Annotated in this window: 21 protein-coding genes; 11 read left to right on the top strand and 10 right to left on the bottom strand. The window is 71.2% G+C overall.

Annotation, left to right across the window (positions count from 1 at the left end; translation table 11 throughout):
• Positions 1-15: 15 nt before the first annotated feature.
• Positions 16-1527 carry an acetyl-CoA carboxylase biotin carboxylase subunit gene (accC, locus tag ACX9TP_RS07275; RefSeq protein WP_482978994.1) on the top strand — a complete coding sequence of 504 codons (1512 nt, stop codon included), beginning with the start codon at positions 16-18 and terminating at the stop codon, positions 1525-1527.
• A gap of 33 nt (positions 1528-1560) precedes the next feature.
• Positions 1561-2070, top strand: coding sequence for a biotin/lipoyl-containing protein (locus ACX9TP_RS07270; protein ID WP_482978993.1), 510 nt, complete (start codon positions 1561-1563; stop codon positions 2068-2070).
• 64 nt (positions 2071-2134) lie between these two features.
• Here the strand turns inward: ACX9TP_RS07270 and ACX9TP_RS07265 are convergent, their stop codons facing one another.
• Complete coding sequence (locus ACX9TP_RS07265) at positions 2135-3457, bottom strand: ferritin-like domain-containing protein (RefSeq protein ID WP_482978992.1); 1323 nt, start codon at positions 3455-3457, stop codon at positions 2135-2137.
• 271 nt (positions 3458-3728) lie between these two features.
• On the opposite strand from ACX9TP_RS07265, the gene ACX9TP_RS07260 reads away from it, so the two are divergent.
• Positions 3729-5018: a sensor histidine kinase gene (locus ACX9TP_RS07260; protein WP_482978991.1), complete on the top strand. Its 1290-nt coding sequence runs from the start codon at positions 3729-3731 to the stop codon at positions 5016-5018.
• 45 nt (positions 5019-5063) lie between these two features.
• Positions 5064-5579 carry a YfbM family protein gene (locus ACX9TP_RS07255; protein ID WP_482978990.1) on the top strand — a complete coding sequence of 172 codons (516 nt, stop codon included), beginning with the start codon at positions 5064-5066 and terminating at the stop codon, positions 5577-5579.
• Between the two features lie 12 nt (positions 5580-5591).
• On the opposite strand, the gene ACX9TP_RS07250 is transcribed toward ACX9TP_RS07255, so the two are convergent.
• A complete protein-coding gene (locus tag ACX9TP_RS07250; RefSeq protein ID WP_482978989.1) occupies positions 5592-6350 on the bottom strand; it encodes a TSUP family transporter in 759 nt (252 codons plus the stop codon).
• Between the two features lie 154 nt (positions 6351-6504).
• Between ACX9TP_RS07250 and ACX9TP_RS07245 the strand changes: the two genes are divergently transcribed.
• The 3 genes from ACX9TP_RS07245 (at position 6505) to yhbY (ending at position 10710) form a co-directional block, all read left to right on the top strand.
• Positions 6505-7317, top strand: coding sequence for a hypothetical protein (locus tag ACX9TP_RS07245; protein WP_482978988.1), 813 nt, complete (start codon positions 6505-6507; stop codon positions 7315-7317).
• 104 nt (positions 7318-7421) lie between these two features.
• On the top strand, positions 7422-10349 hold the full coding sequence (locus tag ACX9TP_RS07240) for a J domain-containing protein (RefSeq protein WP_482978987.1): 2928 nt from the start codon (positions 7422-7424) through the stop codon (positions 10347-10349).
• 52 nt (positions 10350-10401) lie between these two features.
• The gene (yhbY, locus tag ACX9TP_RS07235; RefSeq protein WP_482978986.1) at positions 10402-10710 is read left to right on the top strand and encodes a ribosome assembly RNA-binding protein YhbY; all 309 of its coding nucleotides are present in this window, start codon (positions 10402-10404) and stop codon (positions 10708-10710) included.
• Positions 10711-10722: 12 nt separating this feature from the next.
• On the opposite strand, the gene ACX9TP_RS07230 is transcribed toward yhbY, so the two are convergent.
• The 4 genes from ACX9TP_RS07230 to ACX9TP_RS07215 form a co-directional block, all read right to left on the bottom strand.
• Positions 10723-11529 (bottom strand): HNH endonuclease family protein, encoded by an 807-nt coding sequence (locus ACX9TP_RS07230; RefSeq protein WP_482978985.1) that lies wholly within the window; start codon positions 11527-11529, stop codon positions 10723-10725.
• Entirely contained in the window at positions 11526-12821 is a 1296-nt protein-coding gene (locus tag ACX9TP_RS07225; protein ID WP_482978984.1) for an AAA family ATPase, read from the bottom strand. The genes ACX9TP_RS07230 and ACX9TP_RS07225 overlap by 4 nt, the downstream gene beginning before the upstream one ends.
• A gap of 190 nt (positions 12822-13011) precedes the next feature.
• Positions 13012-13800 (bottom strand): crotonase/enoyl-CoA hydratase family protein, encoded by a 789-nt coding sequence (locus ACX9TP_RS07220; RefSeq protein ID WP_482978983.1) that lies wholly within the window; start codon positions 13798-13800, stop codon positions 13012-13014.
• A 256-nt stretch (positions 13801-14056) separates the two neighbouring features.
• Positions 14057-15367, bottom strand: a complete 1311-nt coding sequence (locus tag ACX9TP_RS07215) for a neutral/alkaline non-lysosomal ceramidase N-terminal domain-containing protein (RefSeq protein WP_482978982.1) — start codon at positions 15365-15367, stop codon at positions 14057-14059.
• A gap of 144 nt (positions 15368-15511) precedes the next feature.
• Between ACX9TP_RS07215 and purF the strand changes: the two genes are divergently transcribed.
• Entirely contained in the window at positions 15512-16897 is a 1386-nt protein-coding gene (gene purF, locus ACX9TP_RS07210) for an amidophosphoribosyltransferase (protein WP_482978981.1), read from the top strand.
• Positions 16898-17125: 228 nt separating this feature from the next.
• On the opposite strand, the gene ACX9TP_RS07205 is transcribed toward purF, so the two are convergent.
• The 3 genes from ACX9TP_RS07205 to wecB form a co-directional block, all read right to left on the bottom strand.
• Positions 17126-17362: a hypothetical protein gene (locus ACX9TP_RS07205; protein WP_482978980.1), complete on the bottom strand. Its 237-nt coding sequence runs from the start codon at positions 17360-17362 to the stop codon at positions 17126-17128.
• 73 nt (positions 17363-17435) lie between these two features.
• Entirely contained in the window at positions 17436-18461 is a 1026-nt protein-coding gene (locus ACX9TP_RS07200; protein WP_482978979.1) for an RluA family pseudouridine synthase, read from the bottom strand.
• 257 nt (positions 18462-18718) lie between these two features.
• Entirely contained in the window at positions 18719-19849 is a 1131-nt protein-coding gene (gene wecB / locus ACX9TP_RS07195; protein WP_482982127.1) for a non-hydrolyzing UDP-N-acetylglucosamine 2-epimerase, read from the bottom strand.
• Positions 19850-19954: 105 nt separating this feature from the next.
• Between wecB and kdsB the strand changes: the two genes are divergently transcribed.
• Entirely contained in the window at positions 19955-20704 is a 750-nt protein-coding gene (gene kdsB / locus ACX9TP_RS07190; RefSeq protein ID WP_482978978.1) for a 3-deoxy-manno-octulosonate cytidylyltransferase, read from the top strand.
• 2 nt (positions 20705-20706) lie between these two features.
• Positions 20707-21573, top strand: a complete 867-nt coding sequence (locus ACX9TP_RS07185; RefSeq protein ID WP_482978977.1) for a hypothetical protein — start codon at positions 20707-20709, stop codon at positions 21571-21573.
• Here ACX9TP_RS07185 and ACX9TP_RS07180 read toward each other — a convergent pair.
• On the bottom strand, positions 21566-22414 hold the full coding sequence (locus ACX9TP_RS07180; RefSeq protein ID WP_482978976.1) for an aldo/keto reductase: 849 nt from the start codon (positions 22412-22414) through the stop codon (positions 21566-21568). The two genes, ACX9TP_RS07185 and ACX9TP_RS07180, sit on opposite strands and share 8 nt — an antisense overlap.
• Positions 22415-22521: 107 nt before the next feature.
• On the opposite strand from ACX9TP_RS07180, the gene ACX9TP_RS07175 reads away from it, so the two are divergent.
• Complete coding sequence (locus tag ACX9TP_RS07175) at positions 22522-24288, top strand: ABC transporter ATP-binding protein (RefSeq protein WP_482978975.1); 1767 nt, start codon at positions 22522-22524, stop codon at positions 24286-24288.
• Positions 24289-24531 lie beyond the last annotated feature (243 nt).

Here is a 24531-nt window from a genome sequence, read left to right as displayed (position 1 = left end):
GCTAGAGGGGCGCCCATGCCCAAGATCCGCAAAGTGCTCGTCGCCAACCGCGGCGAGATCGCCATCCGGGTGATGCGCACCTGCAAGGAGCTCGGCATCGCCACCGCGGCGGTGTACTCGGAGGCGGACCGCTCCGCCCTTCACGTCCGCACCGCGGACCAGGCGTACTTCGTGGGGCCCCCGCCCTCGCGTGAGAGCTACCTGGTCCAGCAGCGCATCATCGACGCCGCGAAGCAGGCCGGCGCGGACGCCATCCACCCCGGCTATGGCTTCCTCTCGGAGAATGCCTCCTTCGTCCGAGCCTGCGAGGCCGCCGGCATCACCTTCATCGGTCCGCCCGCTTCCGCCATGGACGCCATGGGCGAGAAGACCCGCGCCCGCGCGAACATGATCAAGGCGGGCGTGCCCGTGGTGCCCGGCTCCACCGAGCCCTTCGCCTCGCTGGAAGAGGCGCGCGCCTACGCCCTGAAGATTGGCTTCCCCATCATGCTCAAGGCCGCGGGCGGTGGCGGCGGCAAGGGCATGCGCCGCGTCGAGCGCGCCGAGGACTTCGACTCCTCGTGGCGCGGTGCCAAGGGCGAGGCGATGAGCGCCTTCGGCAACGACGCCGTCTACATCGAGAAGTACCTGGAGAAGCCACACCACGTGGAGATCCAGGTCTTCGCCGACCAGTACGGCAACACCATCCACCTCAACGAGCGCGAGTGCTCGGCGCAGCGCCGGCACCAGAAGGTGGTGGAGGAGACGCCCAGCCCCATCCTCACGCCGGAGATGCGCGCGAAGATGGGTGAGGTCGCCGTGAAGGCGGCCAAGGCCGTCAACTACGTGGGCGCGGGCACGGTGGAGTTCCTCGTCGACGTGCACCGCAACTTCTACTTCCTGGAGATGAACACCCGCCTCCAGGTGGAGCACCCGGTGACGGAGTGGGTGACGGGGCTGGACCTCGTCGCCCTGCAGATTCGCGCCGCCGAGGGCGAGAAGCTCTCGCTCACCGCCGCCCCCGAGCCGCGGGGCCACTCCATCGAAGTGCGCGTGTACGCGGAGGACCCGTCGCGCAACTTCATGCCCAGCCCCGGGAAGATTACGTACCTGCGCGTGCCGGGCGGCCCCAACGTGCGCGACGACTCGGGCGTGTTCCCCGGGTACACGGTGCCCAACTTCTACGACCCGATGATTTCCAAGCTGTCCGTGTGGGCCCCCACGCGGCGCGAGGCGATTGCCCGGACGCAGCGCGCGCTGTCCGAGTACGTCGTGAAGGGCATCACCACCAACATCCGCTACCTGAAGGCGATTCTCGCCCACCCCGAGTTCATCGGCGGCGACTACGACACCAGCTTCCTCACCCGCGAGCACGACACGCTGCTGGGCGTGGAGGACGCGAAGCTGAGCGAGATGGCGCTGCTCGCCAGCGCGGTGCACGCGTACCAGAGAGATCAGAAGCGCGCGAAGTCGCTGCCCGCCGCGAGCGGCCAGGGCGGCGGCAACGGTGGCGTCTCCCCGTGGAAGCTGGCGCTGCGCCGCCGGTAGTCCCTTCCCCTTCGAGCTTTGGAAAAGACCTCCATGCGTTACTTCACGAAGCAGCAGGGCCAGAAGGAAGCCGTGCCGGTGGACCTGGAGCCGCTCGGCAATGACCAGTACAAGGTGACGGTCAACGGCAAGACGTACCAGGTGGACGCGCTCATGCTGGAGCACGGCACCATGACCATGCTGGTGGACGGCCAGTCCTACGGCGTCGAGTTCGAGGAGAACGGCGACGAGGTGGGCGTCCTCCTGCGCGGCCAGGTGAACCGCTTCGACGTGGCGGACGAGCGCCGCCTGCGCCTGCGCGCGGGCAACGCGGCCTTCTCCGTGGAGGGCAAGCAGCTCGTCACCGCGCCCATGCCCGGCAAGGTGGTGAAGGTGCTGGTGAAGGTGGGCGACGAGGTGAAGGAGGGCCAGGGGCTCGTCGTCGTGGAGGCGATGAAGATGGAGAACGAGCTCAAGAGCCCCAAGGCCGGCAAGGTGACGGAGCTGTTCGCCAAGGAAGGCACCGCCGTGGAGAACAACGCGAAGCTGGTGGTGGTGGAGTAGGGCCCTGCACGCGCGGGGACGGCTTCCAGGGTGGAGGCCGTCACCCGTCCGGGGTCGCAGCACCTCACGCCCAGAGCTGCGCGGCCAGCGTGTCCACCAGGGCCGCGGCCGCCTCCGGCGCGGGCATGCCGGCCTCGGTGACGAGCGAATCATCGAGCGGCGCGGCCACCTCCGCGCGCAGCTTCTCCACGGCCTCCCGCTGCGCGGCGCGCAGGGCCTCGCGCTCGGAAGTCGTGAGCCGCTCCCGCGCCCAGCCGTCGATGGCCCAGGACAGCTCGGCGTGCCGCGTCTCGTCGTCCGCGATGCGCACCATGGCGCCGCGCACCTCGGCGTCCCGCGCGTGCAGGGCCTGGTGGTGCGCCACCAGCGCGCCGAACGTCTCCCGCACGCAGCCCTCCACCGCGTTGTCGAGCGCCACCTCGAACAGCGAGCGCAGCGGCAGCGCCGCCACCTCGGGCCGCCGGGGCGTGCCACCGAAGCGGCGGGCCAGCCGCGTGCTGACGTCGGTGTGCAGCACCTCCTCCATCGCGCTCTTCAAGGCCGCGTCCCGCAGCGCGACGTCCGCGCCGTGCAGCTCCAGCTCCTCGCGCAGCCGCAGGAAGGCGTTGATGGAGGCCGCCTCCAGGTGCGCCACCACCGCGAAGTGCCGCCCCAGCGCGTCCGAGCAGACCACCGGTTCCGCGCCACGCAGGCCCACCGGCCGCCGGCCGATGGAGCAGCCCGGGTCCCCCCGCTCGAGGACCTCGCGGCTCACCTCCCGCACCTCTCCGCCAGGCGACACCTCCAGCACGAAGCGCGTCACCGCCGTGCCCTCGCCGCAGGCGAAGCCCTGGGTGCCGATGACGCTGAAGCGCCCGTCGGGCTCCGCCTTCACCGCCCCCCGCGCCAGCGTCTGGCAGGACAGGTCGTAGCCCTCGGCGAAGGCCAGCAGCGCCGCCTCCTGCGTCGTGTCGATGGTGCCCAGCAGGACCCGGAGCGACTCCAGGGACGCATGGGCCTTCACCTCGTCGCCCCGCGTCGTCGCGACGTAGAACGCGGAGCACACGTCCACACAGGTGGTGCTGAAGCCCGTCTCCGAGGTGAGGTGGGCCAGGGCCGACGTGCAGGCAGGCACGTCGGAAGCCGTCGCACAGGGCGTGCCCGAAGAGGCCACCACCGCCTCGCGATGCTCGTCCGAGCCGGGATTGAACCCGATGCCGCGCAATTGCACGACGTCCACCGGCGTCGCGGGCGACAGCCCGCTCACCGCCAGGGAGCCACCCTCACACGCGGGCGCGGAGTAGCCCGTCAGGTCCACGTCCCCGTCACACCCGGCAAGCACCAGCGGCGTGACGAGCGAGGCGCGAAGGGCGCGGGAGAAGATTCGGCGCAGCGACATCGGCGTCATGGAATGGCTCCAGCAGGCGGAGTGATGCCTCCTGAAAGAGCAACACCGATGCCAACCCCTCCCCCCGGGAGCAGAGGGCACCGGGTGGCGCGGCACCCGTGACGGAGGAGGCGCTCGGACTCAGATTTCTGAAGCTCGCGGCCAGCCGCTCGGCTGCCTGCCCCCAGAGCCGCCGATATCCACTGTCCAACCGCCAATCCAGGCTCACGATGACATGAATGGGCATTCATGGTTCGGTCTGGCCACGTGTCCACCGCAGGGTCCATCCGGGATGCATGAGTCCTCCGAAGAGGAGCTGAGGCAGCTGCGGCTCCGACAGTTCCTTCAGTGGATGCTGCCCGTCGCGGTGGGCTTCCTGCTGGTCTACGCCGGCTTCGCGCTGGCGCTGCGCAGCCCCGCGCTCGCGGGGGGCACGGTGGCGGTGGGCGTCTACGCGGTGGCGCTCATCTGGGCCCGCCGGCTGGCCCGGGAAGGGCGGACGTCGCGGGCCGCGTGGGTGACGGGCCATGCGCTGCTGGTGATGGTCGTCATCGGGGCGCTGTTCGTGCACTTCCTGTTCGCCGCGCTGCTGCTGATGCCCATCGCCGGGGTGGCGCTGATGCTGCCGTACCTGGAGCGTCCCGCGCTCGGCCGCTACATGCTCACCGCCCTGGTCGTGGACGCGTGGGTGACGGTGGTGGACGGCCTGCTGCCGCCGCTCGTCGAGCAGCCTCCGCTGTGGCTCCAGCGGAGTGTGCTCGCCCTGGCGGTAGTGGCATGCGTGGCCCTGACGCTGCGAATCCTGTGGGTGGACTCCGCGCGCCTGCTCCGCAGCCTGGGGCTCGCCGAGAAGGCGGTGGCGGCACGGGACGAGTTCCTCTCGGTGGCCAGCCACGAGCTCAGGACCCCGCTCACCCCGCTCGGCCTCCGGCTCCAGTCGCTCCGGCGCGAGCTGTCACTGCCGCCGCCCCACTCCTCCCCCGAGCGCACCCTGCACCACCTGGACGTGGCCCAGCGGCAGGTGAAGAAGCTGGTGGAGCTGGTGGATGACCTGCTGGACGTGTCGCGCATCTCCGCGGGCCGGCTGGAGCTGCACCCCGCGCGGGTGGACCTGACGGACGTGGTACGCGAGGCCGTCCGGCGCTTCGAGCCGGAGGCGATGCGCGCCGGGTGCGCGCTCACGCTGGAGGTGGAAGGGGCCCTCATGGGACGGGTGGACCCGCTCCGGTTCGAGCAGGTGCTCGACAACCTGCTGTCCAACGCCCTGAAGTACGGCGCCGGCAAGCCGGTCCACGTGCGGATGGAGAAGCGGGACGGGCGGGCGCGCCTGACGGTGCGGGACGAGGGGCTGGGCATCGCCCCCGAGGCGCTCGAGCGCATCTTCGACCGCTTCGAGCGGGCCGTGTCGGGGCGCCACTTCGGCGGCCTGGGCCTGGGGCTCTACATCGTCCGGAGGATTGTGTCGGCGAGCGGCGGCACCATCACCGCGGCCAGCGTGCCGGGCCAGGGCGCGACGTTCACCGTCGAGCTGCCGCTGAGCACGGACGCCTCCCTTGTTCCGTTGGTGAGCGGCGGGCGGTAAGGTCCGCCCCGCGCTCGTCGACTCCCGCGCCCCCGAGGTCACCGCATGGAGATGCTCTGCACCCTTCGCAGCGCCACGGAGGCGCAGCGCAACGCCCTGCTCCAGGCGCCCCAGGGCCTGGAGGCCTTCCTCGACGACGAGGAGGACTTCGGCGATTCGAAGGGCGCGGCCTTCGTGGAGCTGGACATCGGCGAGGCGTGGCACGGCCTCCAGTACCTGCTCACCGGCACCCCCTGGGAGGGCGCGCCGCCGCTGGACTTCCTGGTGCGCGGCGGCGAGGACGTGGGGGACATCCCCTCGGACGAGGGCACCGCGCGCGTCTTCACGCCCGCGCAGGTGAAGGCGCTCGCCCAGGCGCTCCAGAAGGTGCCCGAGGCCACGCTGCGCCGCCGGTATGACCCGGTGGAGATGCAGGCCCAGGACATCTACCCCGGCACCTGGGAGGAGCCCGAGGAGGACGTGGACCCGCTGGAGGAGCTGCTCTCCTACTTCGAGGAGCTCCAGAAGTTCGTGGCCACGGTGGCGAAGCGCGGGGACGCGCTGCTGGTGCACATCGGCTGACGGGGCTTCAAGTCAGCCCATCACCACGTCGCGTCCCAGCTTCAGCACCAGCGCCAGCACCACGCCGAGCACCACCTTGCGCACCAGCGTGTCGCCGCCCTTCACCGCGAGGTGCGCGCCGATGTACGCGCCGGAGAACTGGGCCGCGGCCATGGGCAGCGCCACCTTCCACAGCACCACGCCCTTGAGGGCGAACAGCGCCATGGAGGCGAGGTTGGAGGCGAAGTTCACCACCTTCGCGTCCGCGGACGCGCGCGCCAGGCCGTGGCCCAGCAGCGTGGAGAAGGCCACGATGAGGAAGGTGCCGGTGCCCGGCCCGAAGAAGCCGTCATAGGTGCCCAGCCCCAGCGCGATGAGCGCGCCAATCGCCTGCGCGCGAGGGCGAGGCCCGGGCTCGGGCGCGTCGCCGGGGCGCGGGGCCCTGCGGAAGGTGAGGAACACCGCCACCGCGATGAGCAGCACGAGCACCAGCGGCTTGAGCACCTCCGGCTTCACCAGCAGCACCAGCGCGGCGCCCGCGAGCGCGCCCACGAGGCCGAAGGGGAACGTCACCCGCGCCAGCTTCCCGTCCACCAGCCCGGCGCGGGAGAAGCGCACCAGCGCGGCGAAGGTGCCGAAGACGGACTGGCCCTTGTTGGTGCCCAGTGCCACGTGGGGCGGAAGGCCGGCGGCCAGCAGCGCGGGCAGGGTGATGAGCCCGCCGCCCCCGGCGATGGCGTCCACGAGGCCCGCCGTCATCGCGGCGAGACAGAGCAGGATGATGTGCAGCATGCTGACGTCCACGTCCACCGGGGCCCACCTCCGCGCGGGAGGGCGCCTGGGTACCACGCCCCGCCCGCTTGCGTCGCGGCCGCCCGCTTCTTGCGTCCCCGCGCGCCTTGGGCGTCAATGGCGCACGCCCCCCTTTGCGCTTCTCGAGGTCCCCGTGCTCGCTTCCCTCGTCACCGTGCTGGCGCTCACGCTCGCTTCGGCGCCGCCGTCGCAGGACCCGTCCGCGCCCACGTGCCGCTCCATCGACGGCCAGGTGTCCTGCGGCTATGGGTGCAAGTCGGACGGACAGCGGGTGCGGTGCGCGCAGACGCCGCAGGGCCGCTGCCAGGTGGTGGACGGGCAGGCCGTGTGCTTCGACCCGCCGGCCTACGTGCTGAAGGCGTACGGCGACTCGCTGCCGGCGCCCGAGTGCAAGAACATCGATGGCGCGGTGGCGTGCGGCTACAACTGCGCGACGCAGCCGGGGCGGGTGAAGTGCGCGAAGTCCCCGGCGGGCGTCTGCAAGGGCCGCGGCGGCGAGGTGGAGTGCTTCGACCCGCCAGCCATCGTCTTCGCCGTCTACGGCCGCGAGACGCCCGCGGCGGACTGCCGCAGCAACGGGGTGCAGTTGACGTGCGGCTATGGCTGCGTGAATGCGCCGGAAGGGGTGCGCTGCGCCCGGACGCCGGCGGGCGTGTGCAAGCTGACCAGCGGCCGCATCACCTGCTTCGACCCGCCCGCCGCGGCGCTGTGTGCCTGGAAGCGCTCGCTGCCCACGCCCGAGTGCAAGAACAGCGAGACGGGGCCGGTGTGCGGGTATGGGTGCACGACGGCGTTCTCGAAGGCGGCGTGCGCGGCCACGCCCGCGGGGCTGTGCAAGGTGTTCGACACCGAGGTGTTCTGCTTCGACCCGCCCGCCGAGCAGAAGGCGGATGCCGCATGTCTCGCCGCGTTGGGACTGGCGGCGCTGGACGGCGCGACGCCCTGACACGGAGTGCGGGCCTGACGCCCGGCCGTATGCTTTGAGTCGAGGGAGGACGGCGGTAGGGTTCTCCTTTTCTTTCTCTGAACACCGACGGAGTCGAGCGGCGCATGGCCGAGGGTGAGGTCCGGCAGTACTGGGTTCGCAACGACAGGGGCACCATGTGGGGGCCCCTCACCCTGCCGACCATCGAGCTGCTCGTGGATAGCGGCTCCATCAAGGGCAAGCTCCAGGTCTCCGAGGACGGACTCAACTTCGCCTTCCCCTGGCGCTTCCCCGAGGTCCGCGACGTCTTCCCCCGCGCCCTGTGGGGCGACGGAGCGCCGAACGTCCCGGACCCGGCGCCGGGGGCCATCTCGCTCGGCCCCACGCCCGCGCATGGCTCCGGTGGCGTGACTCCCGGTGCGGCGCCCACGGCGGGGCCCATGGCAGGTCCGGGTGCGGCGCCGATGGCGGGCCCGGGCACGGCTCCCATGGCCGGGCACGGTGCAGCTCCGATGGCGGGTCCGGGCACGGCACACATGGCCGGGCACGGCGCAGCTCCGATGGCAGGTCCGGGCACGGCACCCATGGCCGGGCACGGCGCAGCTCCGACGGCGGGTCCGGGCACGGCACACATGGCCGGGCACGGCGCAGCTCCGACGGCAGGTCCCGGTGCCGCGCCGCGAGCAGGCCCTGGAGCCGCGCCGATGGCAGGTCCTGGAGCCGCGCCGATGGCGGGCCCCGGTGCCCGGCCGATGGCCGGCCCTGGAGCGGCGCCGATGGCAGGCCCGGGCGCCCGTCCGGTGGCGGGCACCGCGCCCATGGCCGGTCCGGGAACCCGCCCGCCCGTGGGCCCGGGTATGGCCCCGATGGCGGGAGGGGCGCCCATGGCGGGTCCGGGAGCCGCGCCGTCCATGGCCGGTCCGGGAGCCCAGGCCAACGTCGCTCCCGCGCACCGTCCCACGGTCTCCCCGCAGCCCGGTGTCGCCGGAGCCGTCCAGCGGCCTCCCGTCGCCGGAGCGGCGCCGGGCGCCCCGGGAGCCGCCGCTCCGGGCGCGGTCCCCGGCACACCGCCGGGAGTCGCCGGGGCGCCAGGAGTCGTGCCAGGACGACCGCCAGGCACGCCTCAACCGGCCGCGCCCGCCGCCGCGCGCGGCGCCACGGCGCCCACGCCTGCTCCATTCCCGAACCCCATGGCCGCGCCGGCCGCGCCCGGCCCCGCCGTCGTGGCGGCGGACGCCTCCCCCTTCGCGGTCCCGTCCCAGGGGCAGCTCGACCAGCTCTCTCCCATCCGAATCTACGGCCGCATCGCCGCCGGGGAGCAGACGGGCCTGCTGTTGCTCACCCTGTCGGACCGGGTGGTCCACATCCACTTCCGCAAGGGCAACCCGGAGTTCGTCGACTCGTCCCATCCCGAGGACGCGCTCGGCACGTCGCTGATGGGAGCGAAGCTCCTCACGCCCGAGCAGCTCCAGCAGGCCGAGTCCGCGCGAGCGCGCTTCGGCGGGGACCTGCTCGCGGCGCTCTTCGGGCTGGGCATCCTGCAGCCGGCCAGCGCCTTCACGCTCCTGGCCCAGCGCGCGGTGTTCATCCTGGCCAAGGGCCTGCGCGCCGATTCCGGCACCTTCACCTTCGAGCCCCGCGACCTGCCGGGACAGAAGGCGATGCCGCTCGGGAATCGCTGGGCGGTGCTGAGTGATGCCGTGCGCCGCCTGCCGCCCGCGGACCTCAAGCGGCGGCTGGCCCAGGTGCTCCAGCTCCCCATCATGAAGTCCGGCGGGCTGGTGGCCGCGAGCGAGCTGCGCCTCACCCCGCACGAGGTCCGCACGCTCGCAGTCATCGACGGCGTGCGCTCGGTGGCGCAGCTGCTGAACGACTTCCCGCAGGACGGCGACCACCTGCTGCGCATCGCCTTCCTGCTCCGCGAGCTGGACGCGGTGTCGTTCGCCGCTCCGTCGAGGAGCGCCGCCGTCGCGCCGCCGCCCGGAGCCACGGCCACGCCGCAGCCCGCGGCCGCAGCCACGCCACAACGCCCCGCCGCGCCCCAGCCCGCGGCCGCCGCCACGCCGCAGCGTCCCGCCGCCCCTCAGCCCGCGCCCGGCGCGCCCCGCCCGCCGCCCGTCGTGGGCCCGGCCGCCGCGGGCACGCCCCGCCCCGCTGGCGCCGCGCCAGGAGCCCCCGCCCAACCCGGCGCCGCGCGTCCCGCGCCGCCCGTGATGCACGCGGTTCCTGGAGCCGGCGGACCGCCCGTGGTGAACGCGGCCCCCGGAGCCGCCACGGCGCCTCGTCCCGCGAGCCCGCCGCCCGCGGCCGCGCGGCCCCCCGGTGCGACACCTCCCGCCGCCACGGCGGCGCCCGCGACAGGCCCGGGAGCGGATGAGATTCCGGCGCTGCGCCAGCTGGTCATGGCGATGAAGCAGCAGAACCACTTCCAGCGGCTCGGGCTGACGGAGCAGACGAACTCGAGCGCGGTGAAGATTGCCTACTTCCGCCTGGCGAAGCTGTACCACCCGGACACGCTGCCGCAGGGTGCGCCGCCGGAGCTGGAGAAGCTGAAGGCGGAGGTCTTCGCCTACATCGGCGATGCGTACCGGATGCTCTCGGACGACAAGAGCCGCGCGCAGTACATCGAGGAGCTGAAGGCTGGCGGCGGTGCGGGCACCGAGGTGGACATCAACTCCATCCTCATGGCCGAGGAGCTGTTCCAGAAGTCCTGCATCCTCGTGAAGGCGCGCAAGTTCGCCGAAGCCGTGAAGATGCTGGACGAGGCCATCAAGCTGAACGCGGAGGAGGCGGAGTTCTACGCGTGGCGGGGCTACGCGCGCTTCTTCACGGCGGCGGACAAGAAGGCCGCGCAGCCGGAGGCGTTCCGCGAAATCCAGAACGCCATCAAGCGCAATGAGCGCTGCGCCCCCGCGCACTACTTCCTGGGGGTGATTGCCAAGCTGTGTGGCGACGCTCCGGGAGCCCTGAAGCACTTCAAGCGGACCGCGGAGCTTCAGCCAGACCACATCGACGCGCAGCGGGAGATCCGCATGTCGACGCAGAAGAAGTAGGGTGCGTCCCCCGTCGCTGCCGGCCGGGGCCAGGAGCTCCGGCCATACACCCATGAAGGAGTCGAAGAACGTGCCGCTCACCGGGAAGCAACGCCGCGCCCTGCGCGCGCTAGGACACCACCTGGAGCCGGTGGTCATCGTCGGTCAGTCCGGCGTCACCGAGGGCGTCATCGCCGCGCTCGAGCAGGCCCTGAAGGACCACGAGCTCATCAAGGTGAAGATCAACGAGGGCCCTGAGACGCGGCAGGAGGCCGCGGCGAAGATGGCCGAGAGCACCCAGTCCGAGCTGGCCCAGCTCCTCGGACGCACCGTGCTCCTCTTCAAGAAGCGCAAGGAGAAGTCGAAGTTCGAGAAGTTCTAGGAGTCGAAGTCGCTACCAGGACAGGGCTTCGGGCGCCTCGCGAAAGAGCGCCCGGAGCTCGCGGTGTTGCCGCTGCTGCCGCTTCATCTCCCACCAGACCGTGGGATGTGCCGCCAGCTGGATGGCCTGGATGTGCCTCAAGAGCGCGGCCCGAGAGGCACCCCGCTCGCGCTGGGTAATGTACTCGGAGAGCCGGGCCCGATAGGCGCTGAAGGCCTCTGCCCGAGCCACCGTGAGGAGCTCCCGGTTGAGTCGCAAGATTCGCCGCGTGTAATCAGCCCGCTCGTAGTCGCGGGTGCCCTTCCGGGCACCTGGCTCGAACAGGAAGGTCCCCTGGAGGTCGAGGACGAGGAACGCCATGGGGTCCTCGCTGCGAGGGTCGATGAGCGCGGGCTCGCCCCTGGGAGGGGATGAAGCGGAAGCACCGGTCGCGGCACTGAGCTCGACGGGTTTGCGTGCACGTCGGGGGAATACGGCGAACTGGTTGTTCTTCGGCCCGTTGCACGGGCCACAGGCATACAGGTAGTTGCGCCAGGCGAAGACCAGCTCCGGGTAGAGGTCCTTGGGCCGGATGTGCTCGACCTCGTCGGCGGCGGAGTCCTCGCAGTACCCGCAGCGCTGGGCGCCCGAGCACATCGCCGTGAGCTGCCGGCGGACTTCGATGAACGTCCTGTTCCGTGGGGTATTGCGCTGCCTGAAAAGTCGCTTCGCGACCTCGACCCGCCCGGCGTGGCTCGCGAGCCCATCCACCTCGGCCTGCCAGCTCACGAGCTGCCGCAAAGCGGTCGTCGGCAGAGGGATGTCAGGCAGCTTGATCACTCCCTGCCCCACGCCTCCGATTCATGGACGGTCATCGCCGCAGTGGGCTGGCTTGCGCGCAGGGCGACCTGCTCCTTGCGCTCGGCGGCGGTCAGCCCCTTCTTCAATTCCTTCATGTTCAACTCCGCCAACCGCTGGAGCCGCTCCTTCGAGCGCTCCGAGCGGGTGATGCCCTCTCCAAACACACCTGTCCCATAAGCATCGAGCACGTTTCCGTAGATGAGCCGGTCCAGCTCCACACCGGTCACCTGTCGGGCCTCTTCATCCGTACCCGGCCGGGGCAGCCTCCAGACCGTCCCCTCTTCCGCAGCCTGACAGACCAGGGGGCTGTGGGTCGTGACGATGAACTGCATCTTCGGGAAGTGCTTCCGGAACCAAAGCCCCACCTTGCGTTGCCACGAAGGATGCAGGTGGGCATCCACCTCATCGATGAGCACCACGCCGGGAACATCCACACACGTGGGGTCCTTCGGATGGAAGACCTTCTTGGGGCCATAGCTTGCCGCGAGCTGACGGATAAGCTCGAAGGTCATGCTCAGGACGGAGCGGTAGCCATCGCTCAGTTCCTCGACCGGGACGCGGTACCCATTGCCGTCCAGGAAGACCACCTCGCGGGAAGTAATCTTCTCCAGCTGAGCATGATGCGGAAGGAAGTCGGGCTGATTGATGAACTTCGTCAGCGGCTCGAGCAGCCCGCCCTCCGGATCCTTCTCCAGTTGCTTGAACTTCAGCTGCTGAAGCCACTTCAAGCCCTCGGTGAGAGCGACGCTCTCATCGAAGACGGACAGGTGCCTGGCCAGCCGTGGATAGGCCTCAAGGTGCTGTTCGTAATCCTCATTGCCCCCTGTAAAGCGCCGGAAGGGACCAAACGCAGCCGAGAACCAACCCGCCTTGCTCTCCCACAGGGGTGAAACCTGGTGCGCCGAAGTACCGGGCCCCCACGACCAACCCAATCGCTCTCTATGTCCGAAGGTCTCAACGCCGACATGAACCAGCTGGGCTCGGCCACTCGGCTTCTTGCCCCTGAATCTGTCGAACCGGGGCTCCGGCACCAGGCTCAGTCGAACCCCCGCCGAGGCAGTGCCCCGTTTCCATCGCTCCCAGTCCTGCCGAAGTGCCAGGGCCTCAGCGGGCCCTACGAGGGCCAGCGCAATGGAGCGCAGGACCGACGACTTTCCGGAGCCATTGTCGCCCAGGATGACGTGCCAGCCTGGAGCCTGCTGGAGCGGAACCTTCCACTCCAGACTCCGGATGGCTCGAAGGTTTTCGATGGTGAATCGCGTCAGGTACATGGCTCGGCCGGGCACCCTAGCCGCATCCGCGCTCCGAGCCCAGAGTGGGCAACGAGGCTCTCGCCTGGGCCAAGACAAAGGTCCACCGGCTCGAGACTGCCGCGAGCTCCACCAGCCTCCCCGCCTGAACACCGGGGCAGCCCCGCCCCCTGCCGGATGACACCGTGTCATCCGGCCGCGCTCTGCCTGCTCAGCGCCCGGTGAAGCGCGCCTCGCGGCGCTCGATGAAGGACTGCACGCCCTCGGCCGCGTCCTCGGAGCCGACCAGCTGGAGCAGCCTGGGCAGCAGGGACTTCGCGGCGGCCTCGGGGCCCTCGTGGAGCGTCTGCCGCGCGGAGGCGAGCGTGGCCTGCACACCGAGGGGCGCCTGCTTCGCCACCGTCGCCGCCAGGGCCAGCGCGCGCTCCAGCTGTTGGCCGCGCCCCACCACCTCCTGCACGAGCCCGATGCGATGCGCCTCACGCGCGTCGAACTCGTCACCGGTGAGCAGCCAGCGCATGGCATTGCCCCAGCCGGCCACCTGCGGGAAGCGAATCGTCGCGCCGCCGAAGGGGAAGATGCCGCGCTTGATTTCAATCTGTCCGAAGCGCGCGTCCTCGGAGGCCACGGCGATGTCCGCGGCGAGGATGAGCTCGATGGAGAGCGTGAGGCACAGCCCCTGGACGGCGATGATGAGCGGCTTGGTGCGCACCTCGCCCTGGGTGGCCCACGGGTCGATGGAGCCCTTCGGTGCCAGCCCCTCGCCCTGGGCGAGCGCGGGCGCCACGTTGGCCAGGTCCAGGCCCGCGGAGAAGTGGTCTCCCACGGCATGGACCACCATGCAGCGCACGTCGGGGTTGCGGTCCGCCTGCGTCATCGCCTCGGAGAACGCGCGCAGCATGCCCACGTCGAACGCGTTGCGCTTCTCGGGGCGGTTGATGCCGATGACGGCGATGTGGCCACGCACTTCCAGGGTGATGCGGGGGTCGGTCTGGCTCATGGGGCTCCCGAGGGGGTGAAGAGTCGGCACGCATCTTCACCCGCCCGGAGGACGCCGCGCATCGCCTCGTGGCCGGAACGCGGTGGAGCATCGTCCAGGGCACATCACTCCCCCGCCTGCTCCCGCGAAGCCCCCTCCATCCTTGGAGCGACACCCGCGGCGCGCCCGGCTCCACGCGCCCCACACCCGCGACGTCAGGGCACGGAGTCCGCGGCGCGCGGCAAGCCGCGTGTCCCCCCCGTACCGGCAGCGAAGCTCAGCGCGTGAAGCCCGCCGTGCTCGCCGCGAGCTCGCTCGCCACCGCCAGCTGCTCCAGCAGGGCCGGCCCGAAGTACTGGCGCCGGGACTCACCGCGCGCGTCCTTCACCAGCGCCGGCGCCTCCACATAGCCCACGTACCCATCCGTCAGTCCCAGCACGCCCGTGGCGCCGGTGCGCCGCACCAGCTCCGCGCCCGCGTCCACCGTGGGCTCGCCCGGCACGGCCAGCAGCTCCAGCGGCCCCAGCGCCAGCGCCCCCACCTCCGCCACACGCTGCGCGGAGCTGCACAGCAGGTTGTCCCCCGCGGCGCGAGTCAGCGACGGCACCAGCCGCGACGCATCCGGCCGGGGCATCGCCACCTCCACGCGTGCCAGCGACAGGCGCACCGAGTCCCCCACCGGCGCCAGCGCCACCCGGCCCGCCAGCGCCGCCAGCGCCCGCGCGAAGCCGGACACGCGCTCCAGCGCCTGCCCTTCCGAGAAGGCCACGGAGGCGTTGCCCACCGTCCCCTGCAACAACAGCGTCACGCCGCTGCCCTCGGACTCGCGCAGCGAGCTGAGCCGCCCGGGATAGTCCGGGTCCACCGACGTCCGCTGGCGCGGCACCATCGTCGGGTGCGCGGCGAACAGGAGCAGCTCCGCCACCGGCCCCGCCTGCCCCCGCAGCACCGCGCGCGTCAGCGCCCCATCCGGCGCCGCCCCGCCGCTGCGCGTGTAGACGAGGCCCGGCTCGCGAACCTCCCCCACCTCCAGCTTCACGTCGGCCAGCGAGGCCGCCGCCCGCGTCAGCGCCGCCACCGCCGCGGTGGTGATGGCGTCCACCGACTCCTGCCGGTACCGGCCCGTCCCCACGAGCTGCGCCACCAGCCGCGAGTCATAACCGCCCATGGACGAGTGCGTGTGCGTGGCCATCACCAGCACCTCGCCCAGCCCGGCCGCGGCGGCCTGCGCGCGCACGCGCTCCAGCACCTCGGTGGTGACGGAGAGCAGCTCCAACGACACCAGCCCCACGCGCGTCCCTCCCACCTCCAGCACCACCGCGCGCGCGTGCAGCGGAGGGTCCGCCTGACCCGCCTCGGGGCGGGGCGGCGCGTACCCGGCCACCACCACCGGGAAGGGCGGCACGAGCGCCACCTTCGCCGCGCCCGCGCGCAGCGGCCCTTCGCCGCGCACCTGGGACAGCAGCACGGGCGCCCGCTCCTCCCAGACGCCACACCAGTTCCAGGACGCCAGCGAGTACGCGGCGCCCACCGTGAGCAGAACCAGGGGAATCAGGGAACGCCAGGGGATGCGTCGCAGGAAGAACATTCGCGGCCCAGACTACCCGCACACCGAGGGGGTCGGGAGGCTCGACTGCCCACATCGGCCGACTCTGGCGTCGGGTGGAATACCCACCAGAGGGGCATGCGTTCCTGTTCCGCTCACCGCCTGAAAGGAGTAAGGCAGCGCGCCATGTGCGGCATCTTCGGAATCACGGGGCACGCAGAGGCCTCCAACCTGACGTACCTGGGACTGCATGCCCTCCAGCATCGCGGGCAGGAGTCCGCGGGCATCGTGTCCTCTGACGGCAGCTCCCTGCGCGCGCACCGGCAGATGGGGCTGGTCGCGGACATCTTCGACGCGCCGGTGCTTGCTGGCCTGCCTGGGCAGGCGGCAATCGGGCACGTGCGCTATTCCACTGCCGGAGGCAGCGCGCTCAAGAACGCGCAGCCGCTCTTCGTGCAGTACGCGGGCGGCCAGTGCGCCATCGCGCACAACGGCAACCTCATCAACGCGGCCGAGCTGAAGGAAGAGCTCGAGGCCGACGGCGCCATCTTCCAGTCGGATGCGGACACGGAAGTCGTCCTGCACCTCCTGGCCCGCTCCAAGCAGCCTGGCTTCGAGCAGAAGCTCGTGGAGGCGCTGCGCCGGGTGAAGGGTGCGTACAGCCTCCTGGTCCTCACGCAGAACAAGCTCGTCGCCGTGCGAGACCCGATGGGCATCCGTCCGCTGGTCCTGGGGCGGATGAAGGAAGGCGCGTACGTGCTCGCCAGCGAGACGACGGCGCTGGACCTCATCGAGGCGGACATCGTGCGCGAGCTGGAGCCGGGCGAGCTGCTCGTCATCGAGAACGGCGTCATGCGCACCAGCCGGCCCTTCGAGGAGCCGAAGCGGCTGGCCCAGTGCATCTTCGAGCACGTGTACTTCGCGCGCCCGGACTCCACGCTGTTCGGCAACAACGTGTACGAGGTGCGCAAGCGCCTGGGCATGCAGCTGGCCCGCGAGCAGCCGGCCGAGGCCGACCTGGTCATCGCGGTGCCGGACTCGGGTGTGGCGGCGGCCATCGGCTACTCGCAGCAGAGCGGGATTCCGTATGACGTGGGCCTCATCCGCAGCCACTACGTGGGCCGCACCTTCATCGAGCCGCAGCAGTCCATCCGTCACTTCGGCGTGAAGCTGAAGCTGTCGGCGGTGCGGCAGGTGCTGAAGGGCAAGCGCGTGGTGGTGGTGGACGACTCCATCGTCCGTGGCACCACGAGCCGTAAAATCGTGAAGATGATCAAGGCCGCGGGCGCGGTGGAGGTGCACCTGCGCATCTCCTCTCCGCCGACGAAGTGGCCCTGCTACTACGGCATCGACACGCCGAGCCGTCAGGAGCTCATCGCCGCCACGCACACCACCGACGAGATTGCGAAGTACGTCACGGCGGACTCGCTCGGCTACATCTCCATCGAGGGCCTGGGCGAGGCGGTGGGCGACAAGAAGCGCGACAAGTTCTGCACCGCGTGCTTCTCCGGGCAGTACCTCGTGGGCGAGCTGAACGCGCCCACGGAAGCGCCCACCAAGCTGATTGCCTGAGGCCGCGCGCGTCCCGCGTGGACGGCTTCACGAGGCCCCCTGCCCTCACGGGTCGGGGGCCTTGGCATTTCGCGGGCGTCACGGGACAGGCTCGCGACGCGTGGACGCGGCCATGCAGCCCCGGCCCTTACGGGCCTGGGTGTTTCCGGGCGTCACGGGACAGGCCCGCGACGCGAGGACGCAGCCACGCGCCCCCCTGCCCTCACCGGGCCTGGGTGTTTCCGGGCGTCAGTGCTGGTTGTCGAACTTGATGCCCTGACGGACCTCGTTGAGGGCGCCCTCGGTGAGCTCGATGGCCTTCACGCGGTGGCCGCCCTTGTCGGCATTGGCGTTCTTCAGCGACGTGAGGGCCCGCTCCAGGTGGGCGAGCGCATCGCGCATCTTCGGCTGACGGTCGGCGTACGCGTGATTGGCGAAGCCGCCCAGGAAGAAGGCGGCGGTGGCGGCGACGAGGGTGCGGCGCATGGTGGGCTCCTGGAAGGAAAAAAGGTGTCTTCCCTCCTGAACCCGGGTGCCCGCCGGAAGTTGCGGGGCACGCTCAGGCCGCGTCCGTTTCCGACTCCGGCCGGGCGCCGGGCAGCGGCCTGCCGTCGATGAAGTCGGTGAGGTCCGCGGGCAGCGGCGCCTCGAACGTGACGGCCTCCCTCGAGCCCGGGTGCGGGAAGACGATGCGCGCGGCATGCAGGGCGTGCCGGGGCAGGCGCAGGCGGTGCCATGCCTCGGGCTCCAGGCAGCTCTTGCTGAAGCGGTCGAAGTAGCCGGGGTCCGGCCCGTACATCTTGTCGCCCACGAGCGGGAAGCCCGCCTCGCGCAGGTGGATGCGAATCTGGTGCTGCCGTCCCGTCTCGGGGAAGCAGCGCAGCAGCGCGAAGGGCTCGCCGTCGCGGGAGAAGCGCTGGAGCACCTGGAAGCGCGTGCGGCTCTCCTTCCCCTCCACGGGGTCGATGCGCACGGCGATGCGGATGAGCTCGGTGCCCTCGGCGATGGGCGCGTCCACGACGAAGGAGTCCTCGGGCGGGTGTCCCTCGCAGATGGCGAGGTATTCCTTGTGCACGTCGCGCGACATGAAGAGCCGGCCCAGCACGCGGCAGGACTCGGTGGTACGGCCGCAGACGACCAGGCCGCTCGTCTCGCGGTCCAGCCGGTGCGCGGGCTCCGCGTGCCGCTCTCCGAAGCGCTCGCGCAGGAGCGTGACGAGGGTGCCCTTGTGGTAGCGCGCCGTGGGATGAATCGGCAGCCCCGCGGGCTTGTCGAGCACCATCAGCCACGCGTCCTGGAAGACCACGGGCAGCGCGGTGGGCGTCTCGGGCTCCTCGCTGGCGCGGCGGCGGAGGCGGAAGGTGAGCCCCGGGTACACGGGCGTGGACGGCTTGAGGCGCCGCTCGTCGCAGAGGATGCCGCGGCGGATGACGCCCTGCAGGCGCTCGCGCGTCATGCGGCGGATCTTCTGGCCCAGGTACCGGTCCAGCCGCCACCCCGCGTAGTTGGGCTCCACGACGAAGACGATGTCGACGTAGCCGTCGGGCACTTCATCCGGGGGAGGTGTGTCCTGCTCGCTGTGCATGGGCCGTTACGCGCGCTCTAACACGCCCGGCCCCGCCGCACAGTCCACCAGACATGCAAACGGGCACCACCCCGCTCCCCCGTGGAGGAGCGAAGCCGGTGCCCGTCATCTGCATCCAGAAGTCGGAGCCCGCCGCCCGTTCGGGAGGTGGCGGACTCCCGCCTGCGCCCTTCGGGCGGAGGACTCGCGGAATGAGCATTCCTTCCGCGGCAGCCGGCCGCCGGGGAGGCGGCCCCGGCCACTCGCCCCGTCTTGAATCAGGCCGAGGCCACGCGCAGCGGAGCTCCCTCCACCTTCAGGTAGCGCGCGAACAGGTCGGCGATGCGCTCGCTGGCGCGGCCGTCCCACAGGTCCGGGATGCGGCCCTTCTTGCCCTGGCCATCGAGGACGCGGTCCGCGGCCTGACGGATGCGGTCCGGGTCGGTGCCGACGACTTCGTTGGTGCCCTCCTCCACGGTGATGGGGCGCTCGGTCTGCTCACGCAGGGTGAGGCACGGCACGCCCAGCGCGGTGGTCTCCTCCTGGAGGCCGCCCGAGTCGGTGAGGATGAGCTTCGCCTGCGACGTCAGCGCGACGAACTCCATGTGGCCCATGGGGTCCACGGGGCGCAGGTTCGGGTGACGCTCGAACCAGTGTCCCAGGCCCTGCTCGGCAATCATCTTCCGCGTGCGCGGGTGCACCGGGAAGATGACGGGCAGGCGCGTGGACACGTGGGCCACGGCGGACAGCAGTCCACCGAGCAGCCGCGGGTCATCCACGTTGGAGGGCCGGTGCAGCGTGCACACCGCGTAGCCGCGCGGCGTGACTCCCAGGTCCTTCAGCGTGGACAGCCGCTCCGCCTTCTCCTTGGACGCGATGAGCGAGTCGATCATCACGTTGCCCACGAAGTGGATGCGGTCCGGGTCGCAGCCCTCCTTGAGGAGGTTGGCGTCCGCGTCGCGCGAGGGCGTCAGCAGCAGGTCGGACAGCCGGTCGGTGACGACGCGGTTGACCTCCTCCGGCTGGTGCTGGACGTAGCTGCGCAGGCCCGCTTCGACGTGGGCCAGGGGAATGGCCAGCTTGGACGTCACCAGCGCGGCGGCGATGGTGCTGTTCACGTCGCCCACCACGGAGACGAGGTCCGGCTGGTGCTCCAGGAAGACCTTCTCCAGCTCCACCATCATCCGCGCGGTCTGCTGCGCGTGACTGCCCGAGCCGATGCCCAGGTGGACGTCTGGAGCCGGCAGCCCCAGGTCGGAGAAGAAGACGTCGCTCATCTTGACGTCGTAGTGCTGTCCGGTGTGGACGAGAATCTGCTGGAGCGAGGTGCGCGCGGCGATGGCCTTGTAGATGGGGGCCACCTTCATGAAATTCGGACGCGCACCGACGATGTGGATGACCTTCTTCATGTCGATCGCGAAGCTAGGCACTGACTTCCAGGTGACTAGTGGTTGAAGGTGGGCGCTCCAGGCAGTGGCGGAGATGCGTCCTGAATCTGATAGACGGGATGTGTCATGCCCGCGTCGCCCGCCTCCAGGACTGTCGCCGTCATCCCCGCCCGCCACGCCAGCACGCGCTTTCCGGGCAAGCCGCTCGCCCTCATCGCCGGCCGGCCGATGATTGAGCACGTGTGGCACCGCTGCCAGGAAGCCAACGCCTTCGACGAGGTGGTGGTGGCCACCGACGACGAGCGCATCCGCGCCACGGTGGAGGGCTTCGGCGGCCGGGTGGCCATGACGAGCCCCGACTGCGCCACCGGCACGGACCGGGTGGCGGAGGTCGCACGCGGACGTCCGGACGTGGACGTCTGGGTGAACGTGCAGGGCGACGAGCCGCTGGTGGACCCGGCCGCCCTCCGGGTGCTCGCGAAGCTCTTCGAGGACCCCACGGTGCGCATGGGCACGCTGGTGCGCCCCCTGGAGCCGGACGAGGCGGGCAGCCCCAACGTGGTGAAGGCGGTGCTCGCGCTCAACGGGGACGCGCTCTACTTCAGCCGCAGCCTCGTGCCCTTCGTCCGCGAGCCGGGCACGCCCGTGAAGCGCTGGGGGCACATCGGCCTCTATGGCTACCGGCGGGACGTGCTGCTGTCACTGGCGGGCCTGGCGCCCACCCCGCTGGAGGAGGCGGAGAAGCTGGAGCAGCTCCGCGCGCTGGAGCACGGCATCTCCATCCGCTGCGCGCAGGTGTCCTGGCGCACGGTGGCGGTGGACGTGCCCGAGGACGTGGCGAAGGTGGAGGCCGTCATGCGCGAGCGGGGACTGTAGCCATGGGCTTCTGGAGCGACCTCTTCGGCGGGGGTAGGAAGCAGGAGCCCGCCGCCAGCCCCCCGGGCACGGAGCCACCGGCCGCGAAGGTGGAAGGAACCCCAGCCCCGAAGCCGGAACCCGCACCGAAGCCGAGGCAGGAAGCGAAGCCGGAGCCCCGCAAGCAGCAGCAAGAGGAGGACGAGGACATGGAGGGCGTGCAGCGGCTGTTGTCGCGGAAGGTGGAGCGGGTGCTGGAGCAGCTCGGCGCGCTGGCGGCGCGGGCGCGCACGGGTGAGGAGGTGCCGTCGCTCACCGTCACGCTGCACCTGGCGCACGGGCACTCGATGACGGGCGAGGTGGTGGACTACGTCCCGCGCGAGTCGGTGCTGATGGCGCTGGGCAAGGAGGGGCTGCTGCGCTCCGCGTCGGTGGCCTACGTGGACCTGACCACGGTGGTGGCGGTGTCGGTGGGCAACGCGGACAAGCTGCTGGACCTCGCGCCGCTGGTGCGGCCGAACCCCACGCGGCAGGACCTGATGTCGCTGATGGAGAAGCTGCCGCACGCGCTCACCGAGCAGTTCTGGCCGGGCGAGGCGACGCTGGGCGGACGCCCCCTGCGCTTCGAGGTGGACTGGGTGGGGCTGGACGACGAGTCGGGCCGCCGCGCGCTGGAGACGGCGATGAACGTCGCGGGCCACGCGCTGCGCGCGCTCGCCCAGGAGCAGGGGCGCGAGGTGCTGCGCCGCATCACCACCGTGCGCTTCATCAAGGGGCGCGACACGCGCGCCGCCGTGGAGGGAGAGACGGGCACGGTGACGGTGGCCCCCGGCTCCGCGGACCCGACGATGTCCAGCTTCCGCAAGGCCTTCGCCGCCGCCCTCAGATGACGGGCAGCTCGCCGCTGTCCGGGCCGAGCGGGAAGGCCGCGTCGATGCGAGCCAGCTCCTCGGCGGACAGCTTCAGCGACGCGGCCGCGGCGTTGTCGCGCATGTGGGCCTCGCGGCTGGCCTTGGGAATGGCGAACAGCGAGGGCCGGCGCACGAGGAACCGCAGCGCCACCTGGTACGGGCTGACGCCGTGCGCGCGGGCAATGGCCCCCAGCACCTTGCCGCCCTGGCTGTCGGGCGTCGGGAAGTTGCCGTTGCCGAAGGGGCTGTAGCCCACCACCGCCACGCCCCGCGCCTCGCACCACGGAAGCACGGCGTGCTCAATCGCGCGCTCCTCCAGGTGGTACAGCACCTGGTTGCACGCGATGCGCCCCGGCCCCGCCAGGGCGAGCGCCTCTTCCAGGTCCTCCACCCCGAAGTTGCTCACGCCCCACGAGCGAATCTTCCCGTCCGCCACCAGCTTCTCGAAGGCGCGCACCGTGTCCTCCAGCGGGTGCGGCCCCGGCCAGTGCAGCAGGTAGCAGTCCAGCCTGTCGGTGCGCAGCCGCTTCAGGCTCCGCTCACACGCCGCCAGCGTGCCCGCGTAGGTGGCATTGGAGGGCATCACCTTCGACACGAGGAACACCTCGTCGCGGCGGCCGGCAATCGCCTCGGAGACGATGCTCTCCTCCACCTTGCCGTGCCCGTACAGCTCGGCCGTGTCCACGTGCGTCAGGCCCAGGTCCAACCCGGCCCGCAGCGCGCGGATTGCGCCTGCCCGGTCGTCCTCCTCCATCTGCCACGTGCCCTGCCCCAGCACGGGAACCGACACACCGGTGCCACCAAACGGGTGCTTCTCCATGCCACACCTCGCTCTCGAGCCATCCGCCCGGGAAGGATTAGCACCGTCCCGGAGGACGGGCAGCCCCCTGGAGTGCACGCCCGGAGGGCCCGCGTTAGTCTCCGGCGGTGTCTTCCCCAGAAAAATCCCCCGCGCCCCAGGTCTCCGCCCGCGTCACGCTGCGCCGCCTGCTCGAACTGGGGCGCCCGGAGCTGCCCACCCTCATCGCCGGCACCCTCTTCCTGCTCGTGAGCAGCGCGTCGATGCTCGCCTACCCGCGCGCCATCGGCGACCTCGTGGACGAGGCGCTCAGCACCCGCAGCCAGCAGATGCTCGACGGGCTCGCCCTGACGATGCTCGCCGTCTTCGTCGTGCAGGGCGTGGCCATGGCGCTGCGCGCCTACTACTTCAACACCGCCGGCGAGCGGGTGGTGTCACGGCTGCGCAAGGACCTCTTCCGCGCGCTCCTGTCGCAGGAGGTGGCCTTCTTCGACGCGCGCCGCACCGGCGAGCTCACCAGCCGGCTCGCCTCGGACACCGCCGTCCTGCAGAACACCGTCACCACCAACATCTCCATGGCCCTGCGCTACACCATGCAGGCCCTGGGCGGCGTGGCGCTGCTCTTCTACACGTCCGCGCGCCTCACCGGCGTCATGCTCGCCGTCATCCCCGCCGTGACGCTGGGCGCGGTCATCTACGGCCGCCGCGTGCGCGACATCTCCCGCCAGGTGCAGGACGCGCTGGCCGCCAGCAGCGAGGTGGCCGAGGAGGACCTGTCCGGCATCCGCACCGTCCGCTCCTTCGCCGCCGAGCGCAACGAGGTGGAGCGCTACGGCGTCGCCGTGGACCGCTCCTTCACGCTCGCCAGGGAGCGCACGCGCCATTCCGCCATCTTCATGGGCGCCGTCTCCATCGCCGGCTACGGCGCCATCGCCGCGGTGCTCTGGTACGGCGGCCGGCTGGTGGTGCAGGGCCAGCTGAGCGTGGGCGCGCTCACCTCGTTCCTCATCTACACCATGCTGGTGGCCGTCTCCTTCAGCTCCATGGCGGAGCTGTGGGCGGAGTTCATGCGCGCCAGCGGCGCCGCGGACCGCGTCTTCGAGTTGCTGGACCGCAAGCCCGCCATCGACTCCGGCGGCGCGCACCTGCCGGAGGTGCGCGGCCACGTGGAGTTCCGCGACGTGCACTTCGCCTACCCCACGCGCCCCGACATCACCGTGCTCCAGGGGCTGAATCTGGAGCTGCGTCCGGGTGAGGTGGTGGCGGTGGTGGGCCCCTCGGGCGCGGGCAAGTCCACGCTGGCCTCGCTGCTGTCGCGCTTCTATGACCCGCAGGGCGGCGCGGTGCTGCTGGACGGCCACCCGCTCACCTCGCTGGACCCGGAGTGGCTGCGCCGCAACATCGGCATGGTGGCGCAGGAGCCGCAGCTGTTCTCCTGCTCCATCGCGGACAACATCCGCTACGGCCGGCCGGACGCCACCGACGCACAGGTGGAGGAGGCCGCCCGCGCCGCCAACGCCCACGCCTACATCCAGCGCTTCCCGGAGGGCTACCACACCCAGGTGGGCGAGCGCGGCGTGCAGCTGTCCGGCGGCCAGAAGCAGCGCGTGGCCATTGCCCGCGCCGTGCTGAAGGACCCACGCCTGCTCATCCTCGACGAGGCCACCAGCGCCCTCGACGCGGAGAGCGAGCACCTGGTGAAGGACGCCCTCGAGCGCCTCATGCAGGGCCGCACCACCCTCATCATCGCCCACCGCCTGTCCACCGTGGCCAACGCCCACCGCGTGCTGGTGCTGGAGGGGGGCCGCGTCAGCCAGAGCGGCACCCACTCCGCCCTCATGGGCCAGGACGGCCTCTACCGCCGGCTCGTGGAGCGGCAGTTCGTCTCCGCCTGAACGCTTGCCCACCCTACAGGCCCATTAATGGGTCCAAGGAGTATGGCGCGGGATTTCGGCCGGGATTAGATCCGGGTCCTCGAAAGGAGGTGATGCCTTGACCGACAGCAACTCCAAGGCGTCCACCTCCGCTTCGCTGGCCTGAAAAGGCCGCGCAAGCGGTGGCAGACGCCGGCAGTTCGGGCCCGTTCCCGCCTCGGTGGGGACGGGCCTTTTTACGTCTGCTCGGGAATGCCCACCCGA

This window comes from Pyxidicoccus sp. M15 (assembly GCF_056858435.1).
Note: the sequence above shows the minus strand (reverse complement) of the source record. Positions and strands in the feature narration are given on the sequence as shown.

Coding starts and splice junctions, on each gene's coding strand:
- ACX9TP_RS07265 (WP_482978992.1), bottom strand. CDS start 3,457: ATGACGCCGATGTCGCTGCGCCGAATCTTCTCCCGCGCCCTTCGCGCC.
- ACX9TP_RS07200 (WP_482978979.1), bottom strand. CDS start 18,461: ATGCACAGCGAGCAGGACACACCTCCCCCGGATGAAGTGCCCGACGGC.
- ACX9TP_RS07215 (WP_482978982.1), bottom strand. CDS start 15,367: ATGTTCTTCCTGCGACGCATCCCCTGGCGTTCCCTGATTCCCCTGGTT.
- accC (WP_482978994.1), top strand. CDS start 16: ATGCCCAAGATCCGCAAAGTGCTCGTCGCCAACCGCGGCGAGATCGCC.
- ACX9TP_RS07250 (WP_482978989.1), bottom strand. CDS start 6,350: ATGCTGCACATCATCCTGCTCTGTCTCGCCGCGATGACGGCGGGCCTC.
- yhbY (WP_482978986.1), top strand. CDS start 10,402: ATGAAGGAGTCGAAGAACGTGCCGCTCACCGGGAAGCAACGCCGCGCC.
- ACX9TP_RS07225 (WP_482978984.1), bottom strand. CDS start 12,821: ATGTACCTGACGCGATTCACCATCGAAAACCTTCGAGCCATCCGGAGT.
- ACX9TP_RS07255 (WP_482978990.1), top strand. CDS start 5,064: ATGGAGATGCTCTGCACCCTTCGCAGCGCCACGGAGGCGCAGCGCAAC.
- ACX9TP_RS07220 (WP_482978983.1), bottom strand. CDS start 13,800: ATGAGCCAGACCGACCCCCGCATCACCCTGGAAGTGCGTGGCCACATC.
- ACX9TP_RS07270 (WP_482978993.1), top strand. CDS start 1,561: ATGCGTTACTTCACGAAGCAGCAGGGCCAGAAGGAAGCCGTGCCGGTG.
- ACX9TP_RS07205 (WP_482978980.1), bottom strand. CDS start 17,362: ATGCGCCGCACCCTCGTCGCCGCCACCGCCGCCTTCTTCCTGGGCGGC.
- ACX9TP_RS07260 (WP_482978991.1), top strand. CDS start 3,729: ATGCATGAGTCCTCCGAAGAGGAGCTGAGGCAGCTGCGGCTCCGACAG.
- kdsB (WP_482978978.1), top strand. CDS start 19,955: ATGCCCGCGTCGCCCGCCTCCAGGACTGTCGCCGTCATCCCCGCCCGC.
- purF (WP_482978981.1), top strand. CDS start 15,512: ATGTGCGGCATCTTCGGAATCACGGGGCACGCAGAGGCCTCCAACCTG.
- wecB (WP_482982127.1), bottom strand. CDS start 19,849: ATGAAGAAGGTCATCCACATCGTCGGTGCGCGTCCGAATTTCATGAAG.
- ACX9TP_RS07240 (WP_482978987.1), top strand. CDS start 7,422: ATGGCCGAGGGTGAGGTCCGGCAGTACTGGGTTCGCAACGACAGGGGC.
- ACX9TP_RS07185 (WP_482978977.1), top strand. CDS start 20,707: ATGGGCTTCTGGAGCGACCTCTTCGGCGGGGGTAGGAAGCAGGAGCCC.
- ACX9TP_RS07180 (WP_482978976.1), bottom strand. CDS start 22,414: ATGGAGAAGCACCCGTTTGGTGGCACCGGTGTGTCGGTTCCCGTGCTG.